The sequence below is a fragment of the Paracoccus sp. 228 genome, from assembly GCF_000967825.1.
Classification (GTDB): domain Bacteria; phylum Pseudomonadota; class Alphaproteobacteria; order Rhodobacterales; family Rhodobacteraceae; genus Paracoccus; species Paracoccus marcusii.
Genome location: NZ_JYGY01000010.1, coordinates 1 through 17,075 on the forward strand (window position 1 = coordinate 1; position 17,075 = coordinate 17,075).

Annotated in this window: 11 protein-coding genes and 5 pseudogenes; 11 read left to right on the top strand and 5 right to left on the bottom strand. The window is 58.6% G+C overall.

Features of this window, described 5'->3' with window-relative positions; translation table 11 throughout:
* Together SY26_RS19235 and SY26_RS20790 are read right to left on the bottom strand one after the other, a co-directional pair.
* Positions 1–387 (bottom strand): annotated as a pseudogene (locus SY26_RS19235) (transposase); the annotation flags it as partial.
* 82 nt (positions 388–469) lie between these two features.
* Entirely contained in the window at positions 470–1,426 is a 957-nt protein-coding gene (locus SY26_RS20790; protein ID WP_084693969.1) for an acyltransferase, read from the bottom strand.
* Between the two features lie 323 nt (positions 1,427–1,749).
* Here SY26_RS20790 and SY26_RS19240 point away from each other — a divergent pair, with 323 nt between their 5' ends.
* From SY26_RS19240 to SY26_RS19275, 9 genes and pseudogenes are all read left to right on the top strand, one after another.
* Positions 1,750–1,917 (top strand): hypothetical protein, encoded by a 168-nt coding sequence (locus tag SY26_RS19240; protein ID WP_176695180.1) that lies wholly within the window; start codon positions 1,750–1,752, stop codon positions 1,915–1,917.
* Positions 1,918–1,943: 26 nt separating this feature from the next.
* Positions 1,944–2,689: pseudogene (locus SY26_RS20795) on the top strand (IS5 family transposase).
* Positions 2,690–2,826: 137 nt separating this feature from the next.
* On the top strand, positions 2,827–4,002 hold the full coding sequence (locus SY26_RS19250) for a nucleotide sugar dehydrogenase (RefSeq protein ID WP_046001910.1): 1,176 nt from the start codon (positions 2,827–2,829) through the stop codon (positions 4,000–4,002).
* Between the two features lie 141 nt (positions 4,003–4,143).
* Positions 4,144–4,498 (top strand): annotated as a pseudogene (locus SY26_RS20800) (IS5/IS1182 family transposase); the annotation flags it as partial.
* A gap of 241 nt (positions 4,499–4,739) precedes the next feature.
* Entirely contained in the window at positions 4,740–5,837 is a 1,098-nt protein-coding gene (locus SY26_RS19255; RefSeq protein ID WP_139599426.1) for a glycosyltransferase family 4 protein, read from the top strand.
* A 7-nt stretch (positions 5,838–5,844) separates the two neighbouring features.
* Positions 5,845–6,834, top strand: a complete 990-nt coding sequence (locus SY26_RS19260; protein WP_046001911.1) for a glycosyltransferase family 2 protein — start codon at positions 5,845–5,847, stop codon at positions 6,832–6,834.
* A complete protein-coding gene (locus SY26_RS19265; protein WP_046001912.1) occupies positions 6,831–7,805 on the top strand; it encodes a glycosyltransferase family 2 protein in 975 nt (324 codons plus the stop codon). Before SY26_RS19260 ends, SY26_RS19265 begins: the two co-directional genes overlap by 4 nt.
* On the top strand, positions 7,805–10,231 hold the full coding sequence (locus SY26_RS19270; protein WP_046001913.1) for a Wzz/FepE/Etk N-terminal domain-containing protein: 2,427 nt from the start codon (positions 7,805–7,807) through the stop codon (positions 10,229–10,231). Before SY26_RS19265 ends, SY26_RS19270 begins: the two co-directional genes overlap by 1 nt.
* Before the next feature lie 74 nt (positions 10,232–10,305).
* Positions 10,306–10,542 carry a hypothetical protein gene (locus tag SY26_RS19275; protein ID WP_046001914.1) on the top strand — a complete coding sequence of 79 codons (237 nt, stop codon included), beginning with the start codon at positions 10,306–10,308 and terminating at the stop codon, positions 10,540–10,542.
* Between the two features lie 99 nt (positions 10,543–10,641).
* Here SY26_RS19275 and SY26_RS19280 read toward each other — a convergent pair whose 3' ends face one another.
* On the bottom strand, positions 10,642–11,727 hold the full coding sequence (locus SY26_RS19280; protein WP_046001915.1) for a mechanosensitive ion channel family protein: 1,086 nt from the start codon (positions 11,725–11,727) through the stop codon (positions 10,642–10,644).
* A gap of 252 nt (positions 11,728–11,979) precedes the next feature.
* Positions 11,980–12,738: pseudogene (locus SY26_RS20805) on the bottom strand (IS5 family transposase).
* 1,009 nt (positions 12,739–13,747) lie between these two features.
* On the opposite strand from SY26_RS20805, the gene SY26_RS21415 reads away from it, so the two are divergent.
* Together SY26_RS21415 and SY26_RS19295 are read left to right on the top strand one after the other, a co-directional pair.
* On the top strand, positions 13,748–14,239 hold the full coding sequence (locus SY26_RS21415) for a hypothetical protein (protein ID WP_157020557.1): 492 nt from the start codon (positions 13,748–13,750) through the stop codon (positions 14,237–14,239).
* Positions 14,240–14,620: 381 nt separating this feature from the next.
* Positions 14,621–15,703, top strand: a complete 1,083-nt coding sequence (locus SY26_RS19295; RefSeq protein ID WP_046001917.1) for an acyltransferase — start codon at positions 14,621–14,623, stop codon at positions 15,701–15,703.
* 365 nt (positions 15,704–16,068) lie between these two features.
* Here the strand turns inward: SY26_RS19295 and SY26_RS20810 are convergent.
* Positions 16,069–16,282: pseudogene (locus SY26_RS20810) on the bottom strand (transposase); the annotation flags it as partial.
* Positions 16,283–17,075 lie beyond the last annotated feature (793 nt).

Consider the following 17,075-nt stretch of genomic DNA (forward strand, 5'->3'; position numbering starts at 1 on the left):
CATACAACTTGGTGTTCATGCCACCCTTCGTTCGCCCAATCAGCCTGCCACGCCCCCCTTTTTCAACCGCAGGCTTGAAGCTGTACGGTGCGTCTTGAGATAGGTAGCGTCGATCATCACTGTCTTCCGGTCGGCGGCTTCGGAAGCAAGTCCCTCCATCATCCGGACGAAAACACCCATGTCGCTCCGGCGCTTCCATCGGTTGTAGACGGTCTTCGGTGGACCATATTCCGGCGGCGCATCGGACCAACGCAAGCCATCAGGATTGATGAAGATTATCCCGCTCAACACCCGCTGATCATTGACCCTCGGCTTGCCATGGCTCTTTGGAAAGAATGGCCGTAGCCGCGCCATCTGCTCGTCGCTCAGCCAAAAAAGATTGCTCATCATGCACCCATCAGTTGGGGGCGTGAAACACGCCGGCAAGGTGGTCGCAACCCGATTAATGGGTCCTGACCCTAAAGATAATTTATTTTTTTTCAGGAAAATTAAATAGCCATCCTATAAAGGACCATTTTTCCACTCCCACCGCTAAAATCCATCCGCCAGCTAAACTGAAAACAACGGATACTAACGCTGTAAAAGCATAGCTTGTGATCCCCATATGCTTAGCAAGCTTTGCAATAATAATAATAAAGATGGCATGGCTGACGTAGAATATGATGGATCTCTGTCCAATCCAGATTAACGGCCTAGATATGCCCGTTGCCTCGAGTTTCTGTGCAATAGCAGAAAAGAACAGAAATCCTGTGAACGATATTCCAAACCAATATGGCCCAAAGTCCAAGTCATCGCGAGCTGTTAAAAACGCCGATGTCAATACGAATGGCGTTAGCAACCAGATCCAGGGGGATCTAAGAACCTTTCCCATCTGTACCGTATAGTGAGATACGGCACTTCCAAGAAAAAATAGCGCCATTAGGAAGAATAACCGTTCAGAGTATTTTCCACCATCAGGTGAGATAAAAGCAAGGATGAAAGCGCCTCCTGCAACAACGAGAGGATCAATTGAATTGAGGGGCTTGGCAACAAGGTAGTAGATAAAAATGAAGGCTAAAAACCAAAGGTGACTGCCGCCCATATAAAGCTGGCGCAACTCGTACAAGCTTGAAAAATCGACACCTATTAATACTGCGTATATCGTTGACCATACTAGAAACGGCCATAAAATCCCGCAGAACTTTCCAGAAAAGTATTCTGACGTAGATTTAGCCAGAGACTTTGGCAAAAGCATCCCGGACATAAAAATCAGGATCGGCATCCGAAATAGTGTGAGGGTTTCGTTGAGGTTCTTCCAAAGCTTAGTGGCTTCAAAATCATATCGTTCGATGAACGTTACTGAATGGAAAGTAATGACAGCCAAAATAGCCGCGCCTCGCAAGATGTCCATCCACAACATGCGCAGATTTTTGGAATGCTGATTCATGCGGTAAAGCTAACCACAAATAAATTGATTTATTAGGGTGGTTGTGGTCTGAGTGCGCTTCTCAGCGAGTTTACGCTGAAGATACCGTTGAGGTTGAAATATTATATTCTTTACACCTCCCTTCCAGCTAGCCTCCGGTCTTGATCTTAGCGCGGGACATGAAGAGCAACGAGGTCCACTGTCCGGCTCCAGGCCGTTCGCGATCAGCAGGATCTGCCTCTTGCACAGTAGGGAGGATCCTATGGCTGAACTGACAGACGCCGAGATCGATGCTGCCCTGGAACGGGGCCAGTTGGCGGAGCAGAGAACCTCGCGCGGAAACGGTGCGCTATGACCGGCGCAACAGCCGGATGACCGTAAACCTGACCAATGGTTGCACCTTCGCGTTCCCGCCATGTCTGGCGCAGGGGCTGAAGGCCGCCAGTGATGACGAGCTGAACACTGTCGAGATCCTAGGCTCCAGATCCATTGATTTCAGGCTGTTGGCGTGATTCAGGCTCCACAGGAGACCTGATCGATAAGCAACCTTTTCTGGCTAACCGAGGCGCAGATGGAGCGGTTGAAGCCTTCTTTCCTAAGAGCCATGGCAAGCCGCGTGTTGATGATCGTCGCGTCTTCAGCATAATTTTCATCAATCGCAATGGGGTGCGCTAGCGTGACGCACCGAATGAGTATGGCCCCGCCAAGACCCTCTACGACCGGTGGAAGCGCTAGAGCGACAACGGTGTCTTCGCCCGGATTATAGTAGGCTTGGCCGCCGAAAGTGCCGAGCACAGGACCATCATGAACGATGCGACCTATCTTAAGGCACACCGCATGTCATCAAGCCTTATGGTCAAAAAAGGGGGCGCGGGCGCCAGATCGGGCGAACCAGAGGTGGCATGAACACCAAGGTGCACGCTGTGGCGGATGCGAGGGCGGCCGATCGGGTTCTTAATGTAAGCGGGTGAAGTGAGTGATCATACCGGCGCGGCGGCTCTGCTAGCCAGCCTGCCGAAGGCAGGCTGGCTTCTAGAAGATTAGGGCTATGATGCCGATTTTTTCAGCGAAGCTCGGAGAAACAAGGGGATAAAGGTCTGCATTCCGGGCCTTAAGTCCCGCGAGAAGGCCGTTAAATACGACAAGTGGCGTTACAGACGGCGCAACCGCATCAAAATTTTGTTCGGGCGCCTTAAGGACTATCGGCGCGTCGCGACGCGATACGATCAGTGCCCGGAAACGTTCCTCTCCGCGATCATGCTCACCGCAACCGTCTTGTTCTGACTGTAAAACTCAATAACTCAGGGCCTAGGGGATAACAAAGGTAAGGAGGTCAAAGATGTGCTTCATACACGGTTTCTAGCGGTTGTAACCTCGCTCCCGCACGCTATTGTGCCGGCCACATCATCAGGAGGCCTGCCATGTCCGGGAAAACAATCGCCGTCGCGGGCATCGGCTATGTCGGCCTGTCCAATGCCGTCCTGCTGGCCGCGCGCAATACCGTCCGCGCGCTGGACGTGGACGCGGGGCGTGTGGCCATGCTGAACGACCGGCGCTGTCCGATCATCGACGCGGACATCGCCCACCACCTGGCCACTCAGAACCTGGACCTGACCGCGACGACCGACCCGGCGGCGGCCTATGCGGGGGCTGACTTCGTGATCGTGGCGACGCCCACCGATTATGATCCGGTCACCAACTACTTCAACACCTCCAGCGTCGAGGACGTGATCCGGGATGTCACGCGGCTGGCGCCGCAGGCGGTGATCGTGGTCAAGTCGACGGTCCCGGTGGGCTTTACCCGCGACGTTCGCGCCCGGCTTGGCACGGAGCAGGTGATCTTCAGTCCGGAATTCCTGCGCGAGGGGCGCGCGCTGCACGACAACCTGCACCCCTCCCGCATCGTGGTGGGCGAGGACAGCGCCCGCGGCCGGGCCTTTGCCGACCTGCTGGCCGAGGCGGCGCTGAACGACGACGTGCCGGTCCTGCTGACCGGCTCGACCGAGGCAGAGGCGATCAAGCTGTTCGCGAACACCTATCTTGCCCTGCGCGTGGCCTATTTCAACGAGCTGGACAGCTATGCCCTGTCGCTTGGCTTGGACAGCCGCCAGATCATCCAGGGTGTCGGGCTGGATCCGCGCATCGGCGCCCATTACAACAACCCGTCCTTCGGCTATGGCGGCTACTGCCTGCCCAAGGACAGCAAGCAGCTGTTGGCGAACTACAACGACGTGCCCCAGAACCTGATCGCCGCGGTGGTCGAGGCGAACCGGACCCGCAAGGACGTGATCGCCGACGCCATCCTGGCGCGCAGGCCGCAGGTCGTGGGCATCCATCGCCTGGTGATGAAGGCCGGGTCCGACAATTTCCGCCAATCCGCCGTCCAGGGCGTCATGAAGCGGCTGAAGGCAAAGGGGGTGGAGGTCGTGGTGTTTGAACCCGCCCTTCCCGACGCGCGGTTCTTCGGGTCAGAGGTAATCCGCGACCTGGCCGCGTTCAAGGCGCGCGCTGACCTGATCGTGGCGAACCGCCTGACCCCGGACCTGCAGGACGTGGCCGACCGCGTGTTCACACGCGATCTGTTCGGCGGGGACTAGTGCTCTAGCCTCGTACCTAAGGCCACTAGGTTCAGGACCCCTTGATCTGCTTAGGAGTGCTCTGCCGCTCTGCCGCGTGGTTCAAGAACCCGGAGTGGCAGGGTGATGATGAGCAACCTTTTCTAGCTTACGGACGAGCAGATGGAGCGACTGCGGCCCTTCTTTCCCAAGGATGGGTCCGCTGGAGCCGGATAAGGGTCTTCGCCTAGATCATGGAGGGGTTGGCCTCCGGCGGGGGGTGAAGATAAGCTCGTAATAATAAACGCGACCTATCTGAAGGCGCATCGCACGGCCTCTATCTTGCGAGTCAAAAGGGGGCCAACGAGAAGTGTAGGCGCCTAATTGGGCGGACGAAGGGTGGGCTGAACACTAAGCTGTACGCAGTGTTGGACGAGCTGGCCCATCCTGTCCGCCCCTCATGACCCCGGGCTAAATCAGTGACTACATGGATGCGGCGGCCCTGCTAGGAAGCCTGCCGGATGCCGAGTGGCTAATTCGCCTTATGGTTTAGCACCTCACGTGTCATTGTAAATTGATCATGAAAGTTGTCCTATTAGGCTGTTTTCCCGTGCGATGTAATTGTCTATCCAGAGCCTACTTTTCTCGGGTGTCCCAAGCGCTTTCTGCATGTCTTATCCCAAGACCCTTTGTAACAATCATCCTGCCGGAGACCCTTTTTGCGAGTAACATATCTTGCCCATGATCTTGACGACCCCTCGATCTGGCGACGGGTCAGGATGCTGCGCCAGGGCGGGGCACAGGTTCGGGTCGCGGGGTTCCGGCGGGGGCAGGGGGCGTTGCCCGAACCTACGACGGTACTGGGACGGACGTCGAACGGCCGCATGATCCAGCGCGTCCGCGCGATCGCCGAGGCATGGCCCCGCATCGCGCGCCTTGTCCCGCCGCAGGACGGCGGCCCCGAGGTCATCCTGGCCCGCAATCTGGAAATGCTGGCCCTGGGCGCGCGGCTGGCACGCGCCCTGGGCGCGCGGCTGGTCTATGAGCTGCTGGACATCCATGGCATGATGCTGGGGCAGGGCATGCCCGCCCGTATCCTGCGCCGGGTCGAGGCCGGGCTGATGGCACGCACCAGCTTGGTCGTCCTGTCCTCGCCCGCGTTCCAGACGCGCTATCTGCGCCATTTCAAGCAGCCGGACGTCCCAGTCCTGCTGGTCGAGAACAAGCCCTTCGCCCGGCCCGTTCCGTCGTCGCCGCAGGCCGTTCCCGCACCCGGCGGGGCGGAGCAGGGGGGCCCACTGATCGTCGGCTGGTTCGGGATGCTGCGCTGTCGCTGGTCCCTCCAAGTGCTGGATCAGGTCACCCGTGCGCAGCCCGGACGGTTCCGGGTCATCCTGCGCGGGCGTCCGGCCCTCGACGTCATGGAGGATTTCCACGCGGTCGTGGATGCCAATCCCGACCTGTCCTTCATGGGCGCCTATGACTGGCCCAACGATCTGCCCAAGATCTATGCGCAGCTGGACGTGGCTTGGCTGATCGACCGGTATCAGGCGGGGCAGAACTCTGATTGGTTGCTTCCCAACCGCCTGTACGAAGGATGCCTGAACGGCGCCGTTCCCGTGGTTCTGGATGGGACCGAGGTTGCACGCCGTGTCGCGGCCTGGGGATGCGGCGTCACCGTCGCGGCGCCCGATGCCGCGGCAGTCGCTGCGGCCCTGTCCGCCATCGATCCCGCGGGTCTGGCCGCGCGCCGTGCCGCGGTCGCGGCCCTTCCCCGCGCCGCGCTGGAGATGGACGAGGTCGAATGCCGTCACCTGACGGCCGCCATCTGCGGTGCAGGGGACGCGGCCTCGGTCGCATCCGCCGCCGCTGCCTGAGGTCCCGATGTCAGAACCCCATATGCTGATCGTCATTCCGGCCCTAAACGAGGCGCGCCACATCGATGGCGTCCTGACCTTTGCCGCGGCCTTTGCCGCGCGGGTGAACGGGCTGGTCGTGGTCGCCGATGGCGGATCGCATGATGCGACCTGCGACATCGTCCGCCGCCGAGCCGCCGCCGATCCCCTGATCCGGTTGATCGACAATCCCGGCCGGCTGCAATCGGCGGGGGTGAATCTGGCCGTGGACCGGTTCGGGGACGGGGCCGAATGGCTGCTGCGGCTGGATGCGCACAGCGATTATCCCGCCGATTACGGCGACGTTCTGCTGGCTGAGGCGCAGCGGACCGGTGCCGACAGCGTCGTCGTCACCATGCATGCCGAGGGCCAGGGGTTTCTGCAGCAGGTCATCGCCGAGGCGCAGAATTCGCGCTTGGGCAATGGCGGGTCGGCACACCGGCTGGCGGGCGGTGGAGCCTGGGTGGATCACGGGCATCACGCCCTGATGCGGATCGACGCCTTTCGGGCGGTGGGCGGCTATGACGCGCGCTTCAGCCACAACGAGGATGCCGAGTTGGACCACCGGCTGACAGCCGCGGGCCATCGTATCTGGCTGACCGGGCGGACCCGGCTGACCTATTTCCCGCGGGCGCGCCTTGGCCCCCTGATCCGGCAATATTTCAATTTCGGGCGCGGGCGGTCCCGCAACCTGCAAAAGAACGGGACCCGCCCCGCGGCCCGCCAGGCTGTCGTGGCCATGCTGGCCCCGGCGGCGGCACTGGTCGTGCTGGTGCCGTTCGGCGCGGTCTTTGCCCTGCCGTTGCTGCTGTGGCTGGTGGCCTGTCTGGCCGGCGGCGTCATGATCGCTCTGCAGAGCGGGCGGCCCCGCGGGCTGGTTGCGGGATTGGTGGCGGGGACCATGCACATGGCCTGGTCTGCCGGGTTCTGGCGGGAATGGCTGTCCCGCAAACCCGCTGCGGAACGGACCCCTGCATGAGTGCGCCTTTGTTTCACGACAGGGTGCTGATCGGCATCTGCACCTTCCGGCGCCCGGAACTGGCCGCCACGCTGGCATCGCTTGCCGCGCTGACGCCCTGCGGGTTGCCGGTGTCCGTGGCCATCGCCGACAACGACGCGCAGCCCTCGGCCCGCGACCTGGTCGAAGGGATCACCGTCGACCACCCCCTCGAGGTCAGCTATCTGCATGCGCCCCAGGCCAACATCTCGATCGCGCGGAACGCGCTGCTGGATCACGCCCGCGCCACAGGCGCGCGGCTGCTGGTCTATCTGGACGATGACGAGACGGTCGAACCCGACTGGCTGATGCATCTTGTGGCGGCGTGGCGCGATGCGGATGCAGGCGCCGTCCTGGGGCCGGTGCGTGCCCATTACCTTCCCGACGCGCCGGGCTGGATGGACCGCGCGCGGGCGCATGACACGCTGCCAGTCTATGACCCGGATGGCTCGATCACCAGCGGCTATACCTGCAACGTGCTTGTCGACCTGGCCGACCCGGCGGCGCGACAACTGTCGTTCGACCCGGTCCGGGGCCGTTCAGGCGGCGAGGACAGTGCCTTTTTTGCCGGTTTTCTGGCCGCTGGTGGGAAAATCGCCTTTGCGCCCCTGGCTGTCGTGCACGAAACTGTGCCATCGGACCGCGCGCGTCTTGCCTGGTTGCTGCGGCGCCGCTATCGGATGGGTCAGACGCATGCCAGCCTGATCGTCCAGGGACGCCCGCGCGCCAGGCGCATCCGCGCGGCCGGGATGGCGGTGGCCAAGGCCCTGGCCTGCGGCGGACTGGCCGTAGTCGGGGCGGCACGTCCGGCCTGGCGCAACCGCCAGCTGATGCGTGCGGCGCTTCATGTCGGGGCAGCCGCCCATCTTGGCGGCGCACGGCAGATCGAAATTTATGGAACGGCGCCGGATCGGTCGGATACCGAACCCCGCTCGGGACCCAAGGAAAGCTGATGGGACGCGAACTTAAGCCCTATGACGGGAACATGGCCTATATCGAGGCACCGGCCGCGCCGGCTCAGACCATCGATCTGCGGCGGTTGATGGTGGCATTGCGCCGGCAGCGCACGACCATCGTGCTGCCCGCCGTGCTGGTGGGGATGCTGGGCCTGACCTATTCCATCGCCAAGCCCGAAACCTACACCACCTATTCCAGCCTGCTTCTGGACAGCAACGTCAACCGGTCCGTCCAGCAGGCGGGCGGCATCGCCAGCGCCGCCCTTCCGGTCGAGCGGATTGAGAACGCGCGCGTCGTCTTGGAATCGAACAAGCTGGCCGACGACGTGCTGAACCTGACCGGGCTGCAGGAGAACCCATCGTTCATGGACCCGCCGCGGTCGGCCTTCACCTCGGCCATCGGGGGCTTCCTGTCGACGGTGTTCTGGCCGGTGACCTGGATCCGCGACCAGCTGGTCGCGCTGACCACCCCCGCCGACGTCATCAATCCGGACGACCTGATGGCGTCCGACGCGACGATGGCGCAGGTCGACCCAGCGCGTCGCCTGGCCGCCGCGCGGCTGCGGGGCGAGATCCGGGTGGACCGGATCGGCCAGAGCTCTGCCGTGGCGGTTAGCTATTCCTCGCACGACCCCGAGATCGCGGCGCAGGTCGCCAATGCCTATGCCGATCTCTATGTCCAGGACATCCTGGCCTCGAATGCCGATTCCATCGGCCAGACCAATGCCTGGATGCGCACCCGCCTGGAGGAGCTGCAGGCGCAGGCGCAGGCTGCCGCCGGCGCGGCCGAACGTTTTGCCGCCGAGAACAGCCTGGTCGAGTTCTCCTCGGGCGGGCTTCTGACCGAACAGGCGCTGAACGAACTGAACTCCAGCCTGACTGAGGTCCTGACCGAGGCGGCGCGGGCGCGGGCGGTTCTGGACACCTATGACCGCGCCGTCGCCGGCGGGGTCGAGGGGCTGACCAACAGCAACAGCTCGCTGGCCATCGGCGGCGAGGTGTCGGACGAACTGCGGGCGCGGCTGGATTCCTACAACGATGTCCAAGCTCGGCTGCAGCGCCTGCTGGCCTCGTCGGGACCGGAGCATCCGCAGGTCCCCGGCCTGCAGCAGACCCTGATCAGCACTGCCGAACGCCTGTTCATCGAACTGCAGGCTCAACGCGCCGAGGCCCAGAGCACACTGGACGTCGCCAATGCCCGCGTCGAGGCCCTGCAGGAAAGCGTTCAGCAGGCCTCGGCCCGCAACAGCGACCAGGCCGCCAATTTCGTCCGGCTGCGGGCTTTGCAAGAAGAGGCTGCCACCCTGTCCGCGATCTATCAGCAGACCCTGACCCGGTCGCAGGAGATCGAGCAACAGCAGTCCTTCCCGGTGTCGAACGTGCGGATCCTGTCCTATGCCCAGGTGCCGACCACGCCCTCGGGCCCGGCGGTGCTGCGTACGGCGCTGGCCGCGACGCTGCTGGGGATGTTCCTGGGCATGACCATCGCCGCGCTGCGCGAATGGCGCGAACGCTCGCTGCGCACGTCCACCGACCTGACCGAATATTCGAGCCTACGGTTTCTGGGCCATCTGCCGGTGCTGCCCGCTGTCCGTCGTCCCCGTGCGGTGGGCGCGACACCCGCGGCCACCCGGACACCGCCGATCACGGCCAGCGGGCAGACACTGCCCGTCCTGTCCAGGCTGCGGCCGCCGGTCATCCAGGTTCCGGTTCCAGTGCTGCACTATCCCGACTCCGTCTATGCCGAAACGCTGCGCCATGTCCGCCTTGCGGGCGAGGCGACGGGCCGGGCGCTGCCCGTCACGGGCGTCACGTCGTTCCATCCCTTTGACGGACGGTCCTCGGTTGCCTTCAACCTGGCGGGCCAGCTGGGCATCGGCATGCATTCTGTCCTGCTGATCGACGCCGACAGTCGCGGCCGCACGCTCAGCCGAATGCTGGGCCTAGACCGCAAGCCAGGCCTGACCGACGCGGTCAGCGGCGGCGGGAACTGGCAGGACATGCTGGTGGGCATCGCCAACACCAACCTGGTCGTGCTGCCCTGCGGGCTGGACCAGGGCGGGCCTTCGGACGACCTGCTGACCGGCCAGATGCTGGGCCAGATCGCGGCCGAGGCGCGCGACGGCGATTTCAGCCGCGTCATCGTCGACGTCCCGCCGCTGTACCCTGTGGCCCAGGGCCGGGCGATCCTGCACGAACTGGCGCAGTTCGTCATCGTGGCCGAATGGGGCCGCACCTCGCGTGCCATGGCCGAGACCGCCCTGGCCGAGGATTCCCTACTGGAATCGCGGTGCCTGGGCGTCGTCTACGACCGCGTGAACCTGCGCAAGCTCAAGTCGTTCCTGCTGCCTGGAGAGATGGAAAACTATCTGGCCGGCCCCAAATCCTACATGTCGCTCAAGCGTCGCATGACGGGTCGGTAAGGTTTTCTTAACCTTTGTCGCTCACCTTGATGTCTCCCGTGCTATAGCGGGGGCAATCTGATGAGAGATGCGGCATGTTTGTCATCTGTTACCTGCTGGCTGCCTTGACGACGACCGCGGTGGCCCTGATCGGGGGCTCGGCGGCGGGATATTCGGCTTGGGAAAGCATGGGCATGGCGTTGCTGGCTGTGGTTTTTCTGCAGATGGTGATTCTGGGCTATGTGATTCTGGCCACTATCCGCAACACCCGCGGATCGCGTGCTACCCGGCCAAAAACCGCGCGCAATCAGCTGTCCATCCAGCCCAAGTGAGGCTTGCCTGCCCTCTCTGTGCCGAAAGCCGATCGAAAAGGACGTCACGATCTCTGCGACAAAACTTTGGAAGGCGTGCCACGGTGACAGCCGCCGGACCTAGCCGTTGACCTCGATGATCCCCTTGTCGGCCAGACCTGCGGAACGATCGGGGCGGTCGTCCATCTGGATGCTGCTCCGATGGCGGGGCATGGCATGGGGCTGGTCCGTCTGCAGATAGGCCAGCAGGTGCTCTCTGATCTCGCAACGCAGATCGAAGGCACGTCCGGCGTTGCGGGCACTGGCCAGGATGCGCACCTCGGTCACGGTCTCACGGAAATCGGTAACCTGCAGGGCAAACACGTCGCGGTCCCACAGGGGTGACGCTCGAACGATACGTTCCGCCTCAAGGCGCAGGTCGGGAATGCTGACCGCGTAATCGACATAAAGCATCACTACTCCGATCAGCGTCGCATCCGCCCGTGTCCAGTTTTGGAAGGGCTGGTCCATGAAATAGCTCAGCGGCACGATCAGGCGGCGCTTGTCCCAGATGCGGATCACCACATAGGTGCCGCCGATCTCCTCGACATTGCCCCATTCGCCCTCGACGATGACTGCGTCGTCGATACGGATGGGCTGGGTGATGGCCAACTGGATGCCCGCGAACAGGTTGCGCAGCACGGGCTGCAGGGCCAGGCCCACGACCAACCCCGCTGCACCCGCCGAGGCCAGCAGGCTGACGCCGTATTGCCGCACGCTGTCAAATGACATCAATGCCGCACTGATGCCGACGGCAACGATCAGCAGGCTGCCCACCTGCTGTAGGATGCGGGACTGGGTGACATGCTTGCGAGCCAGCAGATTGTCTTCGACATCGATGCGGAAACGGCGCAGATGCAGCGCGACCCAGATCTGCAGCGCGGTGCGGGCCACAAGGGTCATGCAGGCGATGAAGCATAACAGCAGCACATGGCGTAGGGTGGCGATTTCCTCGACCGTCAGGGGCGCGATACGGGTGGCAATGGACAAGGCGACAATGATCAGCGCCAGCTGGACCGGCCCGCGGGACCGGGCCAGCAGCGGACGCCAGAAATCACTGCGCTGCGCGATCAGGCGCAGCAGAAGACGGTTGATCAGCATCCAGCCCAGCCATGACAGCGCAACGGCGGCGACAAAGATCAAAGCAGTATCGGTCCAGCGAGTCATGCAGTCCTCGGAAGGGTTAACCGGTCAACACCAACTTCCGACATGCCGCTTCGTTCATGTGCGTGGGTCTCTAGGTGTGCTTACCTGCCTGCCTGATATCGAGCGCGGCAATCCTGCTTTCCGATCAAGCAGGATGAGTTTTCCAAATGTTCTTATTAAGCATCGAACCGGCAGTACAGGAAGAATCGTACTGTCAGAGCGCTTGACCGGCCGCATCTTCAGGTATTTCCTAGGTTCCAGACTTATTGAGTTTCACAGCCAGAACAAGGCAGTCGCGACCAATGGTGATGGCGGGGAGATATGTCTCTGGACATCTGTCGTAACGCGTGGCCACCCGTCTCTAGTCCTTCAGGCGACCGAGTATGATCTCGATGCGGCTTCGCCGCTTGTAGCGCCGCTTGTCATACTTGACCGGCCTCTTGCGTTGCTTCCGACTGGGGATGCAAGCGCTTATCCCCTTGTCCTGCAACGCCTCTCTCAGCCAGTCAGCGTCATAACCACGATCGCCGAGCAGCCATTTGACCTTCGGCAGGCTGCTGAGAAGCGCCCGCGCTCCAATATAATCGCCTACCTGCCCGGCAGTGATAAGTAGTTCAAGCGGTCGTCCCTGGCCGTCGCAGCTGGCATGCAGCTTGGTGTTCATACCGCCTTTGGTGCGGCCGATCAGGCGGCCACGCCCCCCTTTTTGACGGCCATACTGATCGCTGTTCGATGTGCCTTCAGGTATGTCGCGTCGATTATTACGGTCGTCTCCTCACCGTGTTCCGCAGCGAGACCGGCCATCATCCGGGCAAAGATGCCCTTCTCGCTCCAGCGCCTCCAACGGCTATACAGCGTCTTGTGAGGTCCAGAGGCAGTGGGTGCATTACGCCAGCGCAAGCCATTGCGGATAATGAAGATAATCCCTCTGAGAACGCGCATGTCACCAACGCGTGGCTTGCCGTGGGCCTTCGGAAAATAGGGAGCGAGACGTGTCATCTGCGCGTCGGTCAGCCAGAAAAGGTCGCTCATGTCATCGCTCCGCTTCCGAAGCCGTGAATCACGCACCGCAACGGAAATCAATGCATCCTGACCCTAGGTCTCCTTGTGGCGGCCTGAATCACACCAAAGGAACGAAATCAATGGGTCTGGAGCCTAAATAAAGTTATCTTGGAAGGACTCGACCCTTCGAATAATATATGGATACTTTTCTTAAACTGCACCTTCAAATAATATAGTAAACCGGCAATGAGCATTTTCGCCTATAAATCATATTATAAATTATGGTAAAAGGTAAACTTAATCCTACCGATTACTACCGTTCACCTAAAAATCCCGTCAATAGCATTTTGAAAATATAATATATATGGTTGAGGATGAATCAAAGAAACGTTATTATTACTACGACTGGCACGTCTTTTGGTAATGCCAGCCCTATATATATTACCTATGTGGATATATCCTTACTAATTATGAGATTTTCCTCCTTGAACAAGATGCTGCCAATACCCCAGACTTCAGCCTTCATTAGCGCCCGCCTTTGGAGGGGTGTTATGCGCCGAAACGAAGGAGGGAGTGGGGATCAGCCCGGGGTTGCGGGGTGAGATGAGAGGGAGCGGGGATCATCCGGGGGTGGTGGGGCGAGAGTCAAAGATCTCCCGTTCCTACAGGTACATCCGCTCTCGCGGCTTGCTGCCTTATCGGTTCGAAATCATTCCCAGACAGCAACTGACCCTCTTCTTCTGGCGGTTTCTCACGTTGGGAAGGCACAGATATCGGCTAACGCTGCGGGAAAAAGTAACCAAAGGTCAGGTTACTTAACTGTACCGTCTCTTATAAAAACTATTGTAACAGATTGATGGCATTTAAAATTAATCACTAAAGGGCGGACAAAGTGATAAGTTACGATATATCAAATTCAAAATTCTTGTCTTTAGCAATTTTTTTAGTAGTATTATCATTCATAATTTCATGGTTTTATTACATTATAAGGTTTTATTTCGGATTTGAGTATGCACTGGGTATATACCCGGTGATTGACATGTTTGACCTTGATGAAGAAAACACCATCCCTGCATGGCTAGGATCCAGCCTTCTATTAATAGCGGGGACGTTGTCATTTTTCTTATATAAGCAAGATGCTGTTGAAAATAAAAAGTGCTGGCTCGGTATTTCTATTCTATTGGTGTTCCTGTCAATGGATGAAGCTTCCATGGTTCATGAGAGGATGGAAATTCTCGCTGTCTCTATTGTTGCTATTATATTCTTTATTTCAGGAGGCTTTAGCTATTTAAAGTTTCTCTTTAGACTGAATAGGAACGTAATGCATTGTATAATATTTGCAGCAATATTTTTTGTTCTAGGAAGCGTGTTCGTTGACTCACTAAACTCCCCTTATATTCAAAAATATGGTCGTGATAACATCGCTTATCGATGCCTGGCAACAATTGAAGAGGGATTTGAATTTACAGGAATATTTTTATTTTTGCAGGGACTGATAAAGCAACTAGGGATTATCAGAAGGCATGGATAGCAGGTGATTTTTGGCATAAATTTATACCTTATTATTAGCTAATTCAATAACGCAGACGCGGCGGGAAAGCGAAGGTACCAACTGCGTCTAGTGCACGGGCCGAAAGTAGCCAGCAAAAGTAAATTGAAAGACATATAATCCCTGCGATAAGTAAGATGACCAGCCACGACAGGTCAGAACTTGGCGGCACTGCCTGTTCTCAGTCGGCAAAGAACTGATCGTCTAGGATGAGAGGACTGCTGGTCAAAGCATTGTCGATCACGGCGCGCAGCGTCTCAAGGTCCCAGCAATGCTGGCATAGAGAAGTAGTACCCGAATTCTTGTGTGCATCTTAGCCCCCTTTGAGCTATAGCCCCGCCAGCCATGACATAAGGAACTAGAATGTCGGCTTTGACAGGTTCGGCGCAACAGCACATTAATTATGCTACCTTTGATGGTCTTAGAGGTGTCGCAGCCGTTATGGTTGTCATCTTCCATCTTGCTTATCGGGCAGAGTGGGCACAGGTGATCACGCACGGTTACTTGGCAGTTGACCTGTTCTTTGGTCTCAGCGGCTTTGTCATTGCCCAAGCCTACAGTCCCCACTTGCAGGCGGGCATGAGCCTTGTGCAATTTACGATCCTGAGGCTGGTCCGGCTCTACCCGCTCTACTTTCTAGGGCAGCTTCTCGGTCTCTGCATCTTGGCTCTATTCGGTCACGATGCGATGTTACTGATCAAGGCCTTCATCTTGGGTAGCATAATGATCCCTTGGCCTATCTACATCGAAAACATCCCACCTATCTTTCCGCTGAACGGGCCGTCCTGGTCATTGTTCTTTGAAATGGCAATCAACATTGCGTTTGCTTTGACGGTTGCTATGCTATCGTCGCGGGTGCTCCTGTCCCTCCTCGCAGTCAGTGCCTTGGCCTTGGTTGCCGCTGCCATGCACTTTGGCTCGCTGCATCTCGGATGGAATGCTTATAATCTTGTGGGCGCGGTGCCGAGAGTTGGCTTTTCATTCATAGCTGGCATCCTACTGTTTCGGTTCGCTCCCCGCATCAGGACTGGCAATATGGTGCCCCTCCTTGTGCTAGTGGCTCTCCTCCCTCTGCTGATCATCGGCCCCAAGCGGTGGTGGCTCGACCTTGCGATCATCATGCTGGTGTTCCCGCCGATGTTGTATCTAGCCGCCTCCTGGCAGCCCACAGGCGCTGTCAAAACGATCTGCCATGAGCTCGGACGAATTTCTTACCCGCTCTATATTATCCATACACCTGCCCTCTACCTTGGCGAGAAGATCATTAGTGATAGCGGCATACCTGAAGCTTGGAAGGTGATTGCTTGGGCAACTCTTGTGGTGCTCATCGTCGTAACCTCGGCAATCCTGCCAAATCTTTACGATAAACCTGTTCGGAGTGCTATAGAGCGCGCGATAAAGCCTTATGGTTCTAATGCTCAAAGCACTGCTCTGAAGCGGCTATGACAGCAGGCACGTCTCACTGAATAACCGCTTCATCCTGCCACAGGCTTTGACACTCCTCCGGCCCTTGATCTTTAGCGGATTTAGGGAGGGCCGGGGATCGCGCCGCCGCAGGCGGCTTCTCTTCTCGCCGTCGGCGCAACGCCTGCCCCTCACGTTTAGCTTGCACATGGTGCCGGAACGTTCGGGGTTGATCCAATGGGGGACACCGGCTGCAGGTGCCGTCTCACCAGCAAATCCTACCACTGCCACCAGCGCTCTGGTCGAGGTCCAAGCCCTCCTAAGAGGCAGCGATCTGGTGCTCCCTGAGGATAACCCTTTCCTCTTCTTGCCTGATCATCCCCATTCCCGCGCAGCTCCCGCCGAGGCGTTCCAAGCCGGAACCGGCGGTAGACACTGGACCACTTCCCGAATTCTTCTGGGAGGTTACGCAAAAGAGAGCCGGTCCGCGCGATCCAGAAAATCCTATTCAGAACAAGGCGGTGATTAGTGGGCTTGCGCTCGTTCGGGGCGCACGGCCAAAATGAAGCGTTCATTAAAAGCCCATTCCTCGTCCGATATCCGTTCTCGTGCCAAGCTGATCTCCCTCGCAGACACCAGGTTAGATCACGATCAAGTCACTATGCGAGTCTCTTTTATCAACACAACCTAGCATTGCGCGGTTAACAACCAAAGATTTAACAAATTACGATAAACAACTTTAAGTTAATTTTCGCAAACAGGTAGCCTTTATAAGGATATATCAAAATATGGAATTATTAAGATATTATCTTACGACGCTTGAGGAAGCGAAGAACTCATATGCCCCTCTGACGCGGCGACTTGGGAGCAGGTGTTCAAGTTCCTGTCATACCAAACCAGAAAACTGTGACTTTTCGGGGTATAGAGAGGCGAAACCTGCGTTTTCATTCCCATGTTGCTTACGGCTTGGACTGGCTGCAAAAAGTTTGGTAACCACAGCGTTTGCTGTAGGCACATGATTCAACCTAACTAAAAAGACAGCCACTGAGCATTTGCAAAAAAATCCTTTCATGTCGGCTGTTTAAGTGGCGACACTCTGAAGCGGTGATTTTGCATGATGTGTTAACCGTATCTTACGGATTGCTAAAATTTTAACGAGATGATGTAGAGTGCCTTCCTAGAACGATTGCGGCACGCCGGCCGCATCTCTTGGCATTATTCGGTAAGAACGTTTAGTTATCATAAGGTTGGTTGTTAATATGCGAACGATACGTGCACAGCGAGATTTCGCGTCGGACTGTCACCCCTCCCTCGCAGCCAACACCTCTCTTGCGGGTCTGCATCGGGCGCGCGCAAAAAGGGACGCCCCTGTGGGTGGCATGGCCAAGCGGGGGCTGGATGTCACGTTGGCGGT